The following is a 16251-nucleotide window of genomic DNA, read 5'->3' on the forward strand; positions in this document are numbered from 1 at the left end:
CAGAGCCACCCGGGACGGGGAAGGTCCGCGGCGCGCGTCTCGCCCGGAGGTGACGCCGGGCGTCGGGACCGGACGCGTTGCCCGGCATCCGGACCGGGCCCGTGATCCCCGCGACGTCGGGTGTCGGTCGGGGGGTGCAGGCGCTAGGTTCGGTCCGGACCGACCCCGGCGAGAGGATTCCCTGTGCGCATCGGCGTCCCCCGAGAGACCCGGCCCGGCGAGACGAGGGTCGCGGCGACGCCCGCGACCGTCGGCAAGCTCGTCGGACTGGGCTACACGGTCTTCGTCGAGCAGGGCGCCGGCCGGCTCGCGAGCTTCGACGACGACGCGTACCGTGACGCGGGCGCCGACGTCATCGACGACGCGGTGTGGAACGCCGACGTCGTCCTCAAGGTCACCGCACCGACCGACGAGGAGGTCGGCCGCCTGCGCGCCGGCCAGGTCCTCGCCTGCCTCCTCGCTCCCGCGCTGAGCCCCGACCTCGTCGCGGCCCTCGCCGAGCGGGGCGTCACCGCGCTCGCCATGGACGCCGTCCCGCGGATCTCGCGGGCGCAGTCGCTCGACGTCCTGTCCTCGATGGCGAACATCGGCGGCTACCGGGCCGTCGTCGAGGCCGCCCACGAGTTCGGGTCGTTCTTCACCGGGCAGGTGACCGCCGCCGGCAAGGTGCCGCCCGCGAAGGTGCTCGTCGTCGGCGCCGGGGTGGCCGGGCTCGCCGCCATCGGCACCGCGAACAGCCTCGGCGCCGTCGTCCGGGCCTTCGACGCCCGTCCCGAGGTCGCCGAGCAGGTCGAGTCGATGGGGGCCGAGTTCCTCCGGGTCGACGTCGCCGACGACGGCCCGTCCGCCGACGGCTACGCCAAGGAGACGAGCGCCGACTTCGACGCCGCCGCGGCCGCGCTCTACGCCGAGCAGGCCGCCGACGTCGACATCGTCGTCACGACCGCCCTCATCCCCGGCAAGCCGGCGCCCCGGCTGCTCACCGAGGAGATGGTCGCCTCGATGAAGCCCGGGTCCGTCGTCGTCGACATGGCCGCGGCCAACGGCGGCAACGTCGCCGGGACGGTCGCGGGGGAGCGGGTCGTCACGGACAACGGCGTGACGATCCTCGGCTACACCGACCTGCCGGGGCGGCTGCCGACGCAGGCCTCGCAGCTCTTCGGCACGAACCTCGTCAACCTCATGACCCTCCTGACCCCCGAGAAGGACGGCGAGCTCGTCCTCGACCTCGACGACGTCGTCCAGCGCGGGATGACGGTCGTCCGCGAGGGCGAGGTGATGTGGCCTCCGCCGCCGGTCCAGGTCTCCGCCGCGCCGACCCCCGGGACGGACGTCGCGACGGTCGACACCCCGGAGCCCACCCCGGCGAAGCAGCCGATGACCCGGGAGCGCAAGCTCGGCCTGGCCGTCGTCGGCGCCCTGGCGTTCCTCGCCGTCTCGGCCGTCGCGCCGCCGCCGTTCCTCGGCCACCTCATGGTCTTCGTGCTGTCCGTCGTCATCGGCTTCTACGTCATCGGCAACGTCCACCACGCGCTGCACACCCCGCTCATGTCCGTGACGAACGCGATCAGCGGCATCATCGTCGTCGGCGCCCTGCTCCAGGTCGGGCACGGGGCCGCGCAGACCGTCCTCGCGTTCGTCGCGATCCTCGTCGCGAGCATCAACGTCTTCGGCGGGTTCCGGGTCACCGAACGGATGCTCGGCATGTTCCAGCGCGAGGAGGCGACCCGATGAGCGCGACCCTCGTCCAGGGCGCGTACATCGTCGCCGGACTGCTCTTCATCCTCGCCCTCGCCGGGCTCTCCAAGCACGAGTCGGCCCGGAACGGCGTGCGCTACGGGATCGTCGGCATGGCGGTCGCCCTCGTCGCCACCGTGCTCGCGGCGACCGCGGGTGAGGACGGGTCCGGCTGGCTCGGGCTGCTCGTCATCGTCGCCGCGATGGGCATCGGCGCCGTCATCGGCCTCGACCGCGCCCGCAAGGTCCAGATGACCGGGATGCCCGAGCTCATCGCCCTGCTCCACAGCTTCGTGGGGCTCGCGGCCGTCCTCGTCGGCTGGAACAGCTCGTACGAGATCACCGAGTACCCGACGATCCACGCCGTCGAGGTCGCCGTCGGGGTCTTCGTCGGCGCCGTGACGTTCACCGGGTCGATCGTCGCGTTCCTCAAGCTGTCGGCGCGCATCCCGTCGCGCCCGCTCATGCTGCCGTTCCGCAACCGGCTGAACCTCGGGGCGCTCGTCGTCTTCGTCGTGCTCACCGTCGTCTACGCCGTCCTGCCCGAGGGCGAGGCGGTCTTCGCCCGGCACCTCGTGCTCGGCCTGCTCACCGTGCTCGCGCTGGCGCTCGGGTGGCACCTCGTCGCGTCGATCGGCGGCGGGGACATGCCGGTCGTCGTCTCGATGCTCAACAGCTACTCGGGGTGGGCCGCGGCCGCGGCGGGCTTCCTCCTGAGCAACGACCTGCTCATCATCACCGGCGCCCTCGTCGGGTCCTCGGGTGCGTACCTGTCGTACATCATGTGCAAGGCCATGAACCGGTCGTTCGTCTCGGTCATCGCCGGTGGGTTCGGGGTCGAAGGCGGGTCCTCCGCCGCGGCCGACGCCGAGCACGGCGAGCACCGGGAGATCACGGCCGAGGGGGTCGCGGCGATGCTCGCCGACGCGTCGTCGGTCGTCATCACGCCCGGCTACGGGATGGCGGTGGCGCAGGCGCAGTACCCCGTCGCGTCGCTGACGAAGGAGCTGCGGGCGCGGGGCGTCGACGTCCGGTTCGGCATCCACCCGGTCGCCGGGCGGCTCCCGGGACACATGAACGTCCTGCTCGCCGAGGCGAAGGTCCCCTACGACATCGTCCTCGAGATGGACGAGGTCAACGACGACCTCGCGGCGACCGACGTCGTCCTCGTCATCGGCGCCAACGACACGGTGAACCCCGCGGCGGCCGAGGACCCGACGTCGCCGATCGCCGGGATGCCGGTCCTCACCGTGTGGGACGCGACCGACGTCGTCGTCTTCAAGCGCTCGATGGCGACCGGGTACGCCGGCGTGCAGAACCCGCTCTTCTTCCGGGACAACACGCAGATGCTCTTCGGCGACGCCCGCGAGCGGGTCGAGGACATCCTCAAGGCCCTCTGACCGCCCTCCACCCCGCTTCTCGCACCAGGAACCGCACCTGGTGGCGAACCGGGTGTGATCGCCCCGCTTCTCGCGCCAGGAACCGCACCTGGTGGCGAACCGGGTGTGATCGCCCCGGTCGCCGGTGTCCCCGCTGACGTCGCACGCTACGGCGCCGTCCTGGTCGTGATCACAACCATTCCGGCGATGTGGGGCGCGCTCCAGGTGGTGATGTGGGGTGCGCCTCAACGGGCGGCGGGCGCCTCGGCCTCGAGCCAGGTGCGCCGCAGGACGCTCACGACGACCCAGCCGACGGCGGCGATGACCAGCGCGTCGAGCGCCGCGACCAGCCCGCCCGCGTTCGTCAGCCCGACGAGCACCGCCGCGACCGTCGCCGGCCCGCACGCCGCGAGCAGCAGCCGGGAGCGGGTGGCGAGACCGGGGACGAACGCCGCAGCCACCGCCCCGACGAACCACACCGGCGCGGCGAACGCCATGAGCCCGGCGAGCTCCGCGGGGTGCGGCAGCAGGCCGAGCGCCCCCGAGGAGCCGGTGACGGCCTGGGGCCCGACCACCGCGCGCGCGAGCGCCGACAGCGTGCCGACGACGACGAAGGGCAGGGTCGTCAGCGCCGTGCAGAAGAGCGCGACGAACACCCACGGGCCGCCCCGGTCGGCGGCGGGCTGCTGCGTCGTCACACCCGGCAGCCTCCCACGGAGCGGCCGACACCCCGCCCGCCGGTAGGCTTCGCGGCGTGAGCGAGCCCATCACCTATGCCGCCGCCGGGGTCGACGTCGAGGCCGGTGACAAGGCCGTCGAGCTGATGAAGGAGTCGGTCCGCCGGGCCACCCGCCCCGAGGTCCTCGGCGGGCTCGGCGGCTTCGCCGGGATGTTCGACGCGAGCGCCCTCGCCGCCTACCGTCGTCCGGTGCTCGCGACGTCCACCGACGGCGTCGGGACGAAGGTGGCGATCGCCCAGGCCCTCGACCGGCACGACACGATCGGGTTCGACCTCGTCGGCATGGTCGTCGACGACATCGTCGTCACCGGCGCCGAGGCGCTCTTCATGACCGACTACATCGCGTGCGGCAAGGTCGTCCCCGAGCGGATCGCCGCCGTCGTCTCCGGCATCGCCGCCGCGTGCGAGCAGGCCCGGGTCGCCCTCGTCGGCGGCGAGACCGCCGAGCACCCCGGCCTCCTCGACCCCGACGAGTACGACGTCGCCGGGGCAGCGACCGGGGTCGTCGAGCACGACGACGTCCTCGGCCCGCACCGGGTCCGCCCGGGCGACGTCGTCCTCGGCCTCGCCTCGAGCGGCCTGCACTCCAACGGCTACTCCCTCGTCCGCCGCGTCGTCGCGCACGCGGGCTGGGCCCTCGACCGCCACGTCGACGAGTTCGGCCGCACCCTCGGTGAGGAGCTGCTCGAGCCGACCCGGGTCTACGCCGCCGACCTCCTCGACCTCGTCCGGGCCGACGTCGTCGACGTCCACGCCCTCTCGCACGTCACCGGCGGCGGACTCGCCGCGAACCTCGCCCGGGTCCTGCCGCCGGAGGTCCACGCCCGGGTCGACCGCGGCTGCTGGACCCCGCCCGCCGTCTTCTCGACCGTCGCCGACCTCGGCTCCGTCCCGCGCGACGACCTCGAGCGCACGCTCAACATGGGCGTCGGGTTCGCCGCGGTCGTCCCGGCCGACGCCGTCGACGCGGCGACCGCCCACCTCACCGGGCGCGGCATCGACACGTGGGTCATGGGGGAGGTGTTCGACGCCTCGACCGCCGACCTCGCGCTGGGCGAGGTCGTCCGCGGGGCCAAGGGTGTCGAGGGCGGCTCCGTCGAGCTCGTCGGGGACCACCCCGCCGCCTGACCGCGACGGGCACGCGGCCCGCTCCGGGTCGAGGTGCGAGCGCGCGCCGATCCGCGCGGCATCACCTCGAGCGGGGGAGAGCGGGGCCGGATCGAGGTGTGAACGCGCGCCGATCCGCGCGGCGTCACCTCGACAGAGGACTCCGGGGAGTGCGGGGATGCGCGCGGCCGGGCGTCAGCCCCAGATCGCCTCGGCCCACTCCGGGTGGTCGACGAACGGGTTGCGGTTGCCCTGCCACGTCGCGTGGATGCGGTCGTTCCGGCGCATCTCGAACGCGTCGACGGGGTCCTGGGCGTTCCACGCGAGCAGCTCGGAGATCCGCCCCATCCGAGGGGCGCTGCCGTTGTCGACGAGGTCGTTCACCTCGAGGTCGGGCCGGCCGGCGTCGCCCTCCCAGCGGACCGCCATGTAGAGGACCATCCGGGCGACGTCGCCCTTGACGGCGTCCGGCGGCTCGAAGGAGTCGGCGTCGGTGAGGCAGCCGGAGCATCCCGCGACCGCGCCGCCGCCCTCGTCGAAGTCCTTGTTGCCCCGGGTCCCGTTCACCTGGACGTCGGTCGGCCGCAGGTGGTGCACGTCGGTGCCGGGTCCGGTGGCGGTGCCGAAGTCGCCGTGCGACTTCGCCCAGACGTGCTCGCGGTTCCAGTCACCGACGTCGCCCCCGTTGAGCGACTTCGACCGGGACTCGCCGGAGTAGAGCAGCCGGACGTTCGCGCTGTTCGCCGGGTCCTCGTCGGTGTCCTTCAGCGCGTCCCAGACCTGGGAGTAGGACAGGGCTTGCGCGTCGTCGACGATGTCGTGGAGCTCGGCCTTGAGCGCCGCGCCGGTGAGGCCGACCGCCGACGCGTAGTACGTGTCGTCCCAGGGGCCGTCACCGGTGGGCGGAGGGTCGCCGGGGTCCCCTGGGTCGCCCGGGTCACCGCCGTCGGCCCGCGCGATCGCCGTCGGGCTCTTGAGCCCGGCGTGCGAGAAGTAGGCCTCGAGAGGCCCCGTGACGTCGACCCGGTCGCCGAGCAGGTCGGGGTTCGACCGCAGCCCCCAGGCGTCCCGGAACCCCGATGTCAGCTGGACGTAGAGCATCCGGCCCGGGTCGGTCTCGGACGCGGAGTCGGCGAGCGCGAGGGCGTAGTCGTTCGGGAAGCCCGAGCGGACGACCGTCGTCGTCGCCGTGGGCTGGCCGACGACGTAGCCGCGGACCGTCTGCGCCGACCCGTCCTGCTGCGCGGCACCCTGGGCGACCGTGAGGGGGCCGGCGGCCTGGGAGGACGGTGCGGCGAGTCCGATGGAGAGGAGGAGGGCGGCCGCGAGGATGAGCCACGCGGGTCGGCGGGTGCTGGTGTCGGTCGTCACGGTCGACGACCCTGCCGGACGGCGGGCCGTGGCGGGTGTCCCCCGGGTAAGCATCCGGTCAGGACTCCACCTCCGTCGGCCCAGGCGATGGTCAGGACATCCGTCCGAGGGCCCGAGACGCAGCCCGGCCGGGCCCCTGGGCCCACCGCGGATGAGCACCGGGACTCATGTGCCGGGACCGGGGTGGCTGCGACGCTGGGCGGTATGAGTGCAGCACCCCTGCCGGTGAGCGCGGGCGCGACGGCGCCGGTGCTACCGGTCGACACCGACCGCCTGCGTCACGTCGTCGCCCGCCGGTGGGCCGTCGCGGTGCTCAGCCTCGGGACGGCCGGTCTCGCGGCGTGGGCGGCAACCACGATGCTCGGCGCCTGGATCGTCCTCGCCGGGGTGCGCACGGTGACCGGATCGACCCTGGCCGAGGTCGACCCGACCGGTCTCGTGCCGTCTTTCCTCCCCGTGCTGCTCGCCGGGTGGTGCGTCGGGCTGGCTGCCACCGCCGCGATCTCCCGAGGCCGTGCCCTTCCCGCGGAGGTCGCCGGCGCGGGCGCGGGCGGGGTCGGCGTCCTCGCCGGCCTCCTCGTCCTCGTCGTCACCGGTGCGGCCTGAGACCCGCCGTCAGACGACCGTGACCTGCGGCGCGTAGAGGGCCATCGCCTCGAGCGCCCGCTCGTGGTTCTCGACGCTCGATCCCGCGCACGCGTCGGCGACGACCTCGACGGTCATCCCGGCGTCGGCGAGCGGCAGCACGGTCGACAGGACGCAGCAGTCCGTCGCGACGCCCGCGACCGTCACGCGGGCCCCAGCGGGCAGCACGTCCCGCAGGACCTGCCCCTTGCCGAAGGTCCCGGCGGTCACCGTCGTGCCGGCCGCACCGCGCAGCACCGGGACTACGGCGTAGAGCGGGTCCTCGTCGGGCACGAGCGCGAAGTCCCACTCCTCGTAGTAGGTCGACCACGAGCCGCCGATCGAGGGGTCGGCGACGAACCGGGTCGTGACGGTCCGGGCGGGCCCGAACCGCTCGGCGAGGGCGACGACGCGTGGCTCGACGTCCGCCCACATCGGCGAGCCCCACGGCGAGGTCGTCGGGTCGGCGAAGACGACCTGCGGGTCGACGAGGACGAGACGGTCGGTGACCGCCGGGAGGGGGGTCGTCGGACGACGAGGGTCGTCGGACGGAGACGTCATCGGACGACGAGGGTCGTCGGACGGAGACGTCATCGGACGGCGGGGTCGGCGGCCGCGTCGGAGGCCGTCCCGGAGGGGTCCACCGGCGTGGCCTCCTGGCGCCGCACGGTGGCCCGCCGGAGCACGAGCGAGCCGAGCAGGCCGAGGACGAGCGCGACGACGACGCCGATGTTCGCCGCCGCCCAGGTGCCCTCCCGACCGCCGAGCGGGCCGAGCAGGTAGCCCTGCCAGTTGTTCCAGGACGCGGCCTCCGCGAAGCCGTTGACGACCAGGCCCCAGCCGACGACCGACGCCACGACGAGGGTGACGGTGGCGACGACGTCCCACGACCCGTACCGCCCGCGGGTCGTGAAGAGGTCGTCGTCGGCGTAGTCGCGCCGGCGCAGCCAGATGTCACCGATCATCAGGCCGGCCCATGCGGCGAGCGGCACCCCGAGCGTGATGAGGAAGGACTGGAACGGGCCGATGAAGCTCTGGGCGAAGAAGACGACCCACACCGTGCCGGCGGTGAGGATCAGCCCGTCGACGAACGCCGCGGACGTCCGCGGGATGCGCACGCCGAGCGAGAGGAGGGTGAGCCCGGAGGAGTAGATGCCGAGGACCGCGCCCGAGACGAGCGAGAGGACGACGGCGACGAGGAAGAGGACGAGCATCCACGTGGGGAGCAGCGTCGCGAGGGTGCCGATCGGGTCGTCGCCGATGCCCTCGAGGAGCGCGGGGTCCGACCCGGCGAGCAGCAGACCGTAGACGACGAGGACGACCGGGGCGACGGCGCCGCCGACGGTGTTCCACGCGACGACCGCCCCGCCGGAGGCGTCCCGGCGCTGGTAGCGCGACCAGTCCGCGGCGATGTTGATCCAGCCGAGACCGAAGCCGGTCATCACCATGACGAGCGCCCCGACCACAGCTTGCGGCGGCCCCGAGGGCAGCGCGGTGACGGCCGACCAGTCGACGTGGTCGAGGGTGAGGAGGACGTAGGCGAGCGTCACGGCCCCCGTCACCCACGTGAGGACCGACTGCATCCGCATGATGACGTGGTACCCGGCGACCGACGCGGCGACGACGAGCCCGGCGACGACGGCCGCGGCGAGCACCTGGGTGGTCGTCCCCCCGCCCCAGCCGAGGCGCTCGAAGATCGTCGAGGTCGCGAGCACGGCGAGGATCGCGAGGAAGGTCTCCCAGCCGATCGAGGTGAGCCACGAGACGACGCCCGGCACCTTCTGGCCGGTGACCCCGAACGTGGCGCGGGAGAGGATCATCGTCGGGGCCGACCCCCGCTTGCCGGCGATGGCGATGACCCCGCACAGGGCGAACGAGGCGGTGATGCCGGCGACGGCGACGACCGCGCCCTGCCAGAACGAGATGCCGAAGTACAGGACGAAGGCGGCGTAGCTGATCCCGAAGACCGAGATGTTCGCCGCGAACCACGGCCAGAAGAGGTCGTGCGGGGAGGCGGTGCGCTCGGCCTCGTCGATGACCTCGATGCCGGTCGTCTCGACCCCGAGCCGCCGGGTCTCCGCTGCGCTGGAGGTGCTCATGTCGCGAGCATGGCAGACCGGCGGCGGTCCGGACCGGGTGAAGTCGGCACGACGTCGACCGCCGGGCCGGGGCCCGGTGTCGCGAAGGGAGTCAGGCGGTCGGCGGCGTCACCGCTCGCCGGACGCCCACTGACCGTAGTCGTCCTCGTCCTCCCAGTCGCTCGGCCGGGGCCGCTCGTCCTGGTCGGACTGTGAGTGCAGTTCTCGCTCAAGCGCTGAGAGATCGGTGTCCGGGCTGAAGTACTTCAGCTCGCGGGCGACCTTCGTCTGCTTGGCCTTGGCTCGGCCGCGCCCCATGGCGTGACCCCCTCGTGCGTCTGCCGGGGCGGCATCACTCGGTGGGACGACCCTGTCGGGGGTCATCCCACGTCGCGGAGCGGCTCCGGGGATGGTGTGCATATCGTGCCGCCAACGATACATGCCACGGGGACGGTTGGGCGACGCGACGTGGCGTCCCGCTCGCGCCGCGCGCCTCCCGACGTCCCGGGTGGCGGGCCGTCGTCCCGCTCTACGAGACGTCCGGGGAGGAGCGTGGCAGCCAGGGGGTCGCCCCGCCGCCCGCCATCCGCTCCTCGGCGAGCCGGTCCGCCGCGACGGCCGGGGTCGAGCCGTCGGCCTCGGCCGCCGCGAGCACCGCGAGGGTGCTGTCGAAGATCGCCTGGGTGCGCCCGGCCGCCCGCTCCATGTCGAAGCCGTGCAGCTCGTCGCTCACCTGGATGACGCCGCCCGCGTTGACGAGGAAGTCCGGGGTGTAGACGACGCCCCGTCGGGCGAGCAGGTCCGCGACGCCCGGGTGCGCGAGCTGGTTGTTGGCCCCGCCGCAGACGACCGTCGCCCGCAGGTCGGCGACGACGTCATCGTCGAGGGCGCCCCCGAGGGCGTTCGGGCTGAAGACGTCGAGCGGGGACCGGGCGAGGACGTCGGCGTCCTCAGCGGCGGCGACGTCGGGGTGGCGGGCGCGGACGGCGTCGACGGCGGCCGGGTCGACGTCGGTGACGACGATCTCGGCGCCGTCCTCGACGAGGTGGTCGACGAGCCGACGCCCGACCTTGCCGACGCCGGCGATCCCGACCCGTCGACCGGCGAGGGACGGCACGCCCCACAGGTGCTGCGCCGCGGCGCGCATGCCCTGGAACACCCCGAGGGCGGTGAGCACGGAGGAGTCCCCGGCGCCACCCCGCTCGGGGGAGCGGCCGGTCGCCCACCGGGTCTCCTCGGCGACGACGTCCATGTCGGGGACGTAGGTGCCGACGTCGCACGCGGTGACGTAGCGCCCCGCGAGCGACTCGACGAACCGGCCGTACGCCCGCAGCAGCTGCGGGGTCTTCGCGGTGTGCGGGTCGCCGACGATGACCGCCTTGCCGCCCCCGTGGGCGAGGCCGGCGAGGGCGTTCTTGTACGACATCGCCCGGGACAGCCGCAGCACGTCGCCGACCGCCGCGTCGAGCGTCGGGTACGGATGGAAGCGGGTCCCGCCGAGGGCCGGGCCGAGGGCGGTGGAGTGGACCGCGATGACGGCGTGCAGCCCGGTGTCGGTGTCCGAGCAGAAGACGACCTGCTCGTGCCCGGCGAGGTCGACGAGGTCCGTGGGGGCCATGGCGTCCACGGTAGCCCCGTTCCCGCCCGCGGCCCTGTCCACGGCCCGTCCGCCGACCCCTCCGGCCGGACGGGGCCCGGACGCGGACGGCGCGATAGACCGGTGGGAGGAGCACCCGCGGTGGCGTCCGCCGCCCCGGGCCCCACGACGAAGGAGTCGACGATGGCCTTCCCCGGCATCCAGCACGTCGCGGTGACCGTGAGCGACCTCGAGCGCAGCACCCGGTGGTACGCGGCGCTCTTCGACGCCGAGCCCGTGCTCGACGAGGACGAGGAGGGCGGCCGGTTCCACCACACGGTCTTCGCCCTCGACGGCGGTCAGCTGTTCGGGTTGCACACCCACCAGGGGCGCGAGTCCGGCGACACGTTCGACGAGGAGCGCACCGGCCTCGACCACGTCGGGTTCGCGGTCGGGTCGGTCGAGGAGCTGCACGACTGGGTCCGTCGGCTCGACGACCTCGGGGTGGCGCACGGGGAGGTGAAGTCCGCCGGCTACGGGACCGGCGTCTCCTTCCGCGACCCCGACGGCATCGCCCTCGAGCTCTTCGTCGGCGCCGGCTGAGCGTGGCGTCGCGCACGCCCCCTCGGATCCGTCGCGCGCCTGGGGCAGGATGGCGGCATGACGGCATCGAGCGGGCTGCGGGTCGGGTACAAGGCGTCGGCGGAGCAGTTCGCCCCGGGTGAGCTGGCGGGGTTCGCGGTGCTGGCGGAGGAGGTGGGGCTGGACTCGGTGACGATCAGTGACCACTTCCAGCCGTGGCGGCTGGAGGGTGGGCACGCGCCGAGCAGCCTGGCGTGGATGCCGTGGGTGCTGGCCCGTACGGAGCGGGTGATGGTCGGGACGTCGGTGCTGACCCCGACGTTCCGGTACAACCCGCCGGTGCTGGCGCAGGCGTTCGCGACGATGGCCTGCCTCGCCCCGGGCCGGGTGATGCTCGGTGTCGGGACCGGGGAGGCGTTGAACGAGATCGCGGTCGGGTCCGTCACCGGAGGGCAGTGGCCGGAGTTCAAGGAGCGGTTCGCCCGGCTGCGGGAGTCGGTGACCCTGATGCGGCGGCTGTGGAGCGAGGATCGGGTGAGCTTCGAGGGGGAGTACTACCGGACCGAGGACGCCGCGGTCTACGACCGGCCCGAGGTCCCGGTGCCGGTGTACGTCGCCGCGGGTGGGCCGATGGTCGCCCGGTACGCCGGCCGGTACGGCGAGGGGTTCATCTGCACCTCCGGCAAGGGCGAGGAGCTCTACCGCGACCAGCTGCTCCCGGCGGTCGACGAAGGACTGGAGAAGAAGGGCCGGTCCCGTGGGGAGATCGACCGGATGATCGAGGTCAAGGTCTCCTGGGACCCCGACCCCGACAAGGCGCTGGAGAACTGCCGGTTCTGGGCGCCGCTGTCCCTCACGGCCGAGCAGAAGCACTCCATCCACTCCCCGGCACAGATGGAACACGCCGCCGACGCGCTCCCGATCGCGCAGGTCGCCAAGCGGTGGGTCGTCGCCTCCGACCCCCAGGACGTCGTCGACGCCCTGAAGTTCTACACCGACCTCGGGTTCGACCACCTCGTCGTCCACGGCCCCGGCCACGACCAGGAGCGCTTCCTGACCACCTTCGCCGAGCAGGTCCTGCCCGGCGTCCGCGAGCTCGTCCCCACCACCCGATGACCGAACCCGCCGGCGGTCCGGGGGGTGGGCCGCTCGCCGGCGTCCGGGTCGTCGAGCTGGGTGGCATCGGCCCCGGCCCCTTCGCGGCGACCTACCTCGCCGAGCTCGGGGCCGACGTCGTGCGCGTCGACCGGCCGGGCGACGACGGCCCGCTCGCCACCGGCAGCGGGCTGCGGCGCTCGCGCCCGAGCATCGCCGTCGACCTCAAGCACCCCGACGGCGTCACCGTCGTCCGGCGCCTCCTCGCGGACGCCGACGTCCTCCTCGAGGGGTTCCGGCCGGGCGTGCTCGAGCGCCTCGGGCTCGCGCCGGACGACCTCCTCGCGGACAACCCCGGCCTCGTCGTGGGGCGGATGACCGGGTGGGGACAGGACGGGCCGTGGGCGCCGCGGGCCGGGCACGACATCACCTACGCGGCGGTGTCCGGGACGCTCCACGCGATGGGGACACCGGAGCGGCCGGTGGCCCCGCCGCCGGTCGTCGCCGACTTCGCGGGCGGCTCGATGTACCTCGTCGCCGGGGTGCTCGCGGCGCTGGTCTCCCGGGCCGGGACCGGGCGCGGGCAGGTCGTCGACACGGCGATGGTCGACGGGGCCGCGCACCTCCTCACGAGCGTCCACGCGATGCTCGGGCAGGGGACGTGGACCGACGCCCGGCAGGCCAACGTCCTCGACGGCGGTGCCCCCTTCTACGACGTGTACCCCTGCGCCGACGGCCGGTTCGTCGCGGTCGGCGCCCTGGAGCCGCAGTTCTTCGCCGAGCTCCTCGACGTGCTCGGGGTCGAGGTCGACGGCGAGCAGTACGACCGCGCGACGTGGCCCGCCCAGCGCGCGGCGTTCACGGAGGCGTTCGCGGCGCGGACCCGGGACGACTGGGCCGAGATGTTCGAGAGCACCGACGCGTGCGTCGCCCCGGTCCTGTCGCTCGACGAGGCGCGGGCGCACCCGCACCTCGCCGCCCGGGGGACGTTCGCCGACGGCGTGGGGTACCCGGTGCCGGTCGCGGGTCCGCGCTTCTCGGGGACGCCGGCCGCGCCTCCCGGCCGCGAGCCGGTCGTGGGCGCCGACACCGAGCGGGTGCTGCGCGTGCGGGGGTTCTCCGCCGACGAGGTCGCCGCGCTCGTGGCCTCGGGCGCCGTGCACCAGGCCTGACCGGCGCCGGCCGGGCCCCGGTGCCCGGTCCCCACCTCGTCCGCGTGCGCGCCGTGGGGACTCGTCGACGTCCCGCGTGGAGGATCTCCGGGGTCAGGACCCCGGGAGACCTCCACGCGAGAGGACGTCGGCGAACCGCCGCCCGACGAGGCGCTGGGTCGCCGCGTCCGGGTGCAGCCCGTCCGGCAGCGGGTGCTGGTCCGTGTCGGCCTCCCCGTACAGCGACGTCCCGTCGACGAGGTGGAGGTGCGGGTCGGCGCGGACGGCGACGACCTCGGCCGTCGCCTCCCGCACGGTTCGCAGGGTGAGCCGCCCGCGGGCGACCTCGGCCGGGTCGCCCGTCGCGGTGTACCGGACCCGCCCCGCGGCGAAGGCCCCCGGGTCCATGCTGCTCGGCCCGGGGACGTCCTCGTGCATGGGGCAGAGGATCGGCGTGACGACGAGGAGCGGGGTGTCCGGGTGACCGTCGCGCAGGGTGTCGAGGAAGCCGTGGAGCAGGGGGACGAAGGTCCGCATCCGCATCGTGTCGCCCCCCACGATGTTGATGCCGGCGGCGACGCTCAGCAGGTCGGCCGGCAGGTCTCGCATCGTCCGGGCGACGAACGGGTCGAGCATCGCGCTGCCGCCGAAGCCGAGGTTCGTGAGGTCGAGGCCCGCGAGGTCCGCGGCGAGCACCGGCCATGCGTCGGAGGGGTCGGCCGCGTTCGACCCCTGGCTGATCGAGCTGCCGTGGTGGACCCAGCGCCGTCCGTGCTGCGGGGGGACCGGGGCGACCGGGGCGTCGGTCCGCAGCGCCCCGAGTGCCACGAGCTCGCCGTGCGGCAGGCGGACCTCGACGGTCTTCGGGCCGGCCGGAAGGTCGCCGACGACGACGGGGGAGGTCGCGGCCGCCGTGCGGTCGACGGTGCCGGCCGCGAGGTCGTAGGTGAGCAGGTCGCCGCCCGTGGGGACGACGGCGGTGTGTGGCCGCCCGTCGACGAGGACCTCGACCGCCGCCGCCGGGGCGGGCTCGAGGCCGGCGAACCGGCGCCGGGTCACGTGGGCGTCCAGCTCGACGAAGGTCGCCGCGGTCGAGAACCGGAGGCGGACCCCGGCGGGCATCGCCTCGACGGTGGCGAGCTGCGGGTCGAGCCCCCGCGCGCGGGCCCAGGCCGGCAGGCGGTGGACGGTGAGGCGTCCGGTGTCGTCGACGTCGGTGTCGACGGCGCCGTGGACGAGGTCGGGGGTGACCGGGTTGGTGGTGCGTGAGGTCATCGGCCCTCCTCGGGCTCGGTCGTGGTGGTCGTCGCGGCCCAGCCGCGGAGCATCGCGTCGAGGCCGTCGAGCGCGCGCTCGAGGGAGGCGCCGGCGGCGGGGGTGCTGTGGTCGAAGGAGCCGGACGCCTCGAGGTCGACGAACCCGTGGACGAGGGCGCCGACGACGCGGACGCCGTGGACGAGGTCGTCCCCGTCGACGCCGTACCCCTCGAGGACCGCCTGGGTGAGCGCGGCGTGCCGGGGGCCGGCGCTCCGCGCCGCCTGTGCGGGCGTCAGGGGGGTCCGGCTCGCGGCGTAGCGACCGGGGTGCTCGTGGGCGTAGTCGCGGTACGTCGCGGCGAGGGCGGTGAGCGCGGCGCGGCGGGAGCGCCCGGCGAGGGCGTCGGCCAGCCGCTCGGCCATCTCCTCGAGCGCGCGCAGGCACACACCGGTCCGCAGGTCGGGGGTGCCGCCGACGTGCGCGTAGACGCTCGCGGTCGCGACGCCGAACCGGCGGGCGACCGCGGACGCCGTGACGGCGGGCAGGCCCTCGGTGTCGGCGATCTCGGCCGCGGCGTCGACGAGCCGCTCCGGGGTGAGCCCGACACGTGGCATGGCGTTCCTTCATCTAGTAGGTCTAAGCCTAAAGTATATAGGAACCATCGCCACGCGCGGTGATGGGGTTGGATGGGGTCATGAGCACCCCCACGGTCCGCAGTGCCGCGGACGGCCCCGTCGGACGCATCACGATCGACGCCCCGGAGCGACTCGGCGCCGTCGACCCGGACATGTGCGACGCCATCACGGACGCCCTCACGGCCTTCGACGCCGACCCGGCGGTCCGGGTCGTCGCCCTCGGCGGGACCGGTCGGGGCTTCTGCTCCGGTGCCCCGCTGTCCGCCGAGGGCGCCCAGATGGGGGTCCTCGAGGCGGGGGAGCGGATGGTCCGCGCGATCGTCGGCTCCTCGACGCCCGTCGTCGCCCTCGTCCACGGGGTCGCGGCCGGCATCGGCGTCCCGATGGCCCTGGCCTGCGACTACGCCCTCACCGCCGACGAGGCGCCGTTCGTCCTCGCCTTCAGCCGGATCGGCCTCATGCCGGACGGTGGGGCGACCGCCCTCGTCACCGCAGCCGTCGGCCGGGCCCGGTCGATGCGCCTCGCGCTCACCGGGGAGGCACTCGACGGCGCGACCGCCGCGCAGTGGGGCCTCGTCGCCGAGAGCGTGCCGACCGAGCGGTTCGAGGAGCGCGCCGGCGAGCTGCTCGCCGCGTTCGCCGCCGGCCCGCCGCTCGCGTACGCCGAGACGAAGGCGGCGGTCAACGCCGCTGCGCTCGACCTCGATGCCGCCTTCGCCCGCGAGGACGCCGGCCAGCGCCGGCTCGGCGCCACCGAGGACCACCGGGAAGGTGCGGCCGCGTTCGTCGGCAAGCGCCGTCCGACCTTCCACGGGCGCTGACCGCGCCACCCACCGGCCCTCACCGCGGCGTTCCCGGGGGCGCTCGAACCCCCGGAGCACCGGGCCACAGGGGCCTGTCGAGGCGGTTCGACGAAACCC

At 74.4% G+C, this 16251-nt stretch carries 16 protein-coding genes; 8 read left to right on the plus strand and 8 right to left on the minus strand.

From position 1 onward, the window contains the following. The first annotated feature begins 183 nt into the window (after positions 1-183). Both KC207_RS00310 and pntB read left to right on the plus strand, forming a co-directional pair. On the plus strand, positions 184-1734 hold the full coding sequence (locus tag KC207_RS00310) for a Re/Si-specific NAD(P)(+) transhydrogenase subunit alpha (protein WP_211600856.1): 1551 nt from the start codon (positions 184-186) through the stop codon (positions 1732-1734). Continuing rightward, on the plus strand, positions 1731-3137 hold the full coding sequence (gene pntB, locus KC207_RS00315; protein WP_211600858.1) for a Re/Si-specific NAD(P)(+) transhydrogenase subunit beta: 1407 nt from the start codon (positions 1731-1733) through the stop codon (positions 3135-3137). The genes KC207_RS00310 and pntB overlap by 4 nt, the downstream gene beginning before the upstream one ends. Positions 3138-3361: 224 nt before the next feature. Here the strand turns inward: pntB and KC207_RS00320 are convergent, their stop codons facing one another. After that, positions 3362-3814, minus strand: a complete 453-nt coding sequence (locus KC207_RS00320; RefSeq protein ID WP_211600860.1) for a hypothetical protein — start codon at positions 3812-3814, stop codon at positions 3362-3364. 56 nt (positions 3815-3870) lie between these two features. On the opposite strand from KC207_RS00320, the gene purM reads away from it, so the two are divergent. Next, a complete protein-coding gene (purM, locus tag KC207_RS00325) occupies positions 3871-4983 on the plus strand; it encodes a phosphoribosylformylglycinamidine cyclo-ligase (protein WP_211600861.1) in 1113 nt (370 codons plus the stop codon). A 174-nt stretch (positions 4984-5157) separates the two neighbouring features. Here purM and KC207_RS00330 read toward each other — a convergent pair whose 3' ends face one another. After that, a complete protein-coding gene (locus KC207_RS00330) occupies positions 5158-6333 on the minus strand; it encodes an endonuclease (protein WP_249138457.1) in 1176 nt (391 codons plus the stop codon). Positions 6334-6537: 204 nt separating this feature from the next. Here KC207_RS00330 and KC207_RS00335 point away from each other — a divergent pair, with 204 nt between their 5' ends. Continuing rightward, on the plus strand, positions 6538-6939 hold the full coding sequence (locus tag KC207_RS00335; protein WP_211600865.1) for a hypothetical protein: 402 nt from the start codon (positions 6538-6540) through the stop codon (positions 6937-6939). 9 nt (positions 6940-6948) lie between these two features. On the opposite strand, the gene KC207_RS00340 is transcribed toward KC207_RS00335, so the two are convergent. The 4 genes from KC207_RS00340 to KC207_RS00355 all read right to left on the minus strand — a co-directional run bounded on the left by KC207_RS00340 (position 6949) and on the right by KC207_RS00355 (position 10653). Further along, positions 6949-7518: a cysteine hydrolase family protein gene (locus KC207_RS00340; RefSeq protein ID WP_211600867.1), complete on the minus strand. Its 570-nt coding sequence runs from the start codon at positions 7516-7518 to the stop codon at positions 6949-6951. A 29-nt stretch (positions 7519-7547) separates the two neighbouring features. Beyond that, entirely contained in the window at positions 7548-9056 is a 1509-nt protein-coding gene (locus KC207_RS00345; protein WP_211600869.1) for a purine-cytosine permease family protein, read from the minus strand. Between the two features lie 108 nt (positions 9057-9164). After that, a complete protein-coding gene (locus KC207_RS00350) occupies positions 9165-9353 on the minus strand; it encodes a DUF3073 domain-containing protein (protein WP_211600871.1) in 189 nt (62 codons plus the stop codon). 211 nt (positions 9354-9564) lie between these two features. Then, complete coding sequence (locus tag KC207_RS00355) at positions 9565-10653, minus strand: Glu/Leu/Phe/Val family dehydrogenase (protein ID WP_211600874.1); 1089 nt, start codon at positions 10651-10653, stop codon at positions 9565-9567. A 120-nt stretch (positions 10654-10773) separates the two neighbouring features. On the opposite strand from KC207_RS00355, the gene KC207_RS00360 reads away from it, so the two are divergent. Genes KC207_RS00360 through KC207_RS00370 form a run of 3 tightly spaced genes read left to right on the plus strand, consistent with a single transcriptional unit; the run spans position 10774 to position 13460 of the window. Further along, positions 10774-11214, plus strand: a complete 441-nt coding sequence (locus KC207_RS00360) for a VOC family protein (protein ID WP_211600876.1) — start codon at positions 10774-10776, stop codon at positions 11212-11214. Positions 11215-11271: 57 nt separating this feature from the next. Next, the gene (gene fgd / locus KC207_RS00365; protein WP_211600878.1) at positions 11272-12309 is read left to right on the plus strand and encodes a glucose-6-phosphate dehydrogenase (coenzyme-F420); all 1038 of its coding nucleotides are present in this window, start codon (positions 11272-11274) and stop codon (positions 12307-12309) included. Next, the gene (locus KC207_RS00370) at positions 12306-13460 is read left to right on the plus strand and encodes a CaiB/BaiF CoA transferase family protein (RefSeq protein ID WP_211600880.1); all 1155 of its coding nucleotides are present in this window, start codon (positions 12306-12308) and stop codon (positions 13458-13460) included. The genes fgd and KC207_RS00370 overlap by 4 nt, the downstream gene beginning before the upstream one ends. Positions 13461-13553: 93 nt before the next feature. Here the strand turns inward: KC207_RS00370 and KC207_RS00375 are convergent, their stop codons facing one another. Beyond that, the gene (locus KC207_RS00375) at positions 13554-14714 is read right to left on the minus strand and encodes a GDSL-type esterase/lipase family protein (protein WP_211600881.1); all 1161 of its coding nucleotides are present in this window, start codon (positions 14712-14714) and stop codon (positions 13554-13556) included. Further along, positions 14711-15310 (minus strand): TetR/AcrR family transcriptional regulator, encoded by a 600-nt coding sequence (locus tag KC207_RS00380; protein WP_211600883.1) that lies wholly within the window; start codon positions 15308-15310, stop codon positions 14711-14713. The genes KC207_RS00375 and KC207_RS00380 overlap by 4 nt, the downstream gene beginning before the upstream one ends. A gap of 80 nt (positions 15311-15390) precedes the next feature. On the opposite strand from KC207_RS00380, the gene KC207_RS00385 reads away from it, so the two are divergent. Beyond that, on the plus strand, positions 15391-16152 hold the full coding sequence (locus tag KC207_RS00385; protein ID WP_211600885.1) for an enoyl-CoA hydratase-related protein: 762 nt from the start codon (positions 15391-15393) through the stop codon (positions 16150-16152). Positions 16153-16251 lie beyond the last annotated feature (99 nt).

Origin of the sequence: Phycicoccus avicenniae, from assembly GCF_018139485.1 — a bacterium.
Classification (GTDB): Bacteria; Actinomycetota; Actinomycetes; order Actinomycetales; family Dermatophilaceae; genus Phycicoccus; species Phycicoccus avicenniae.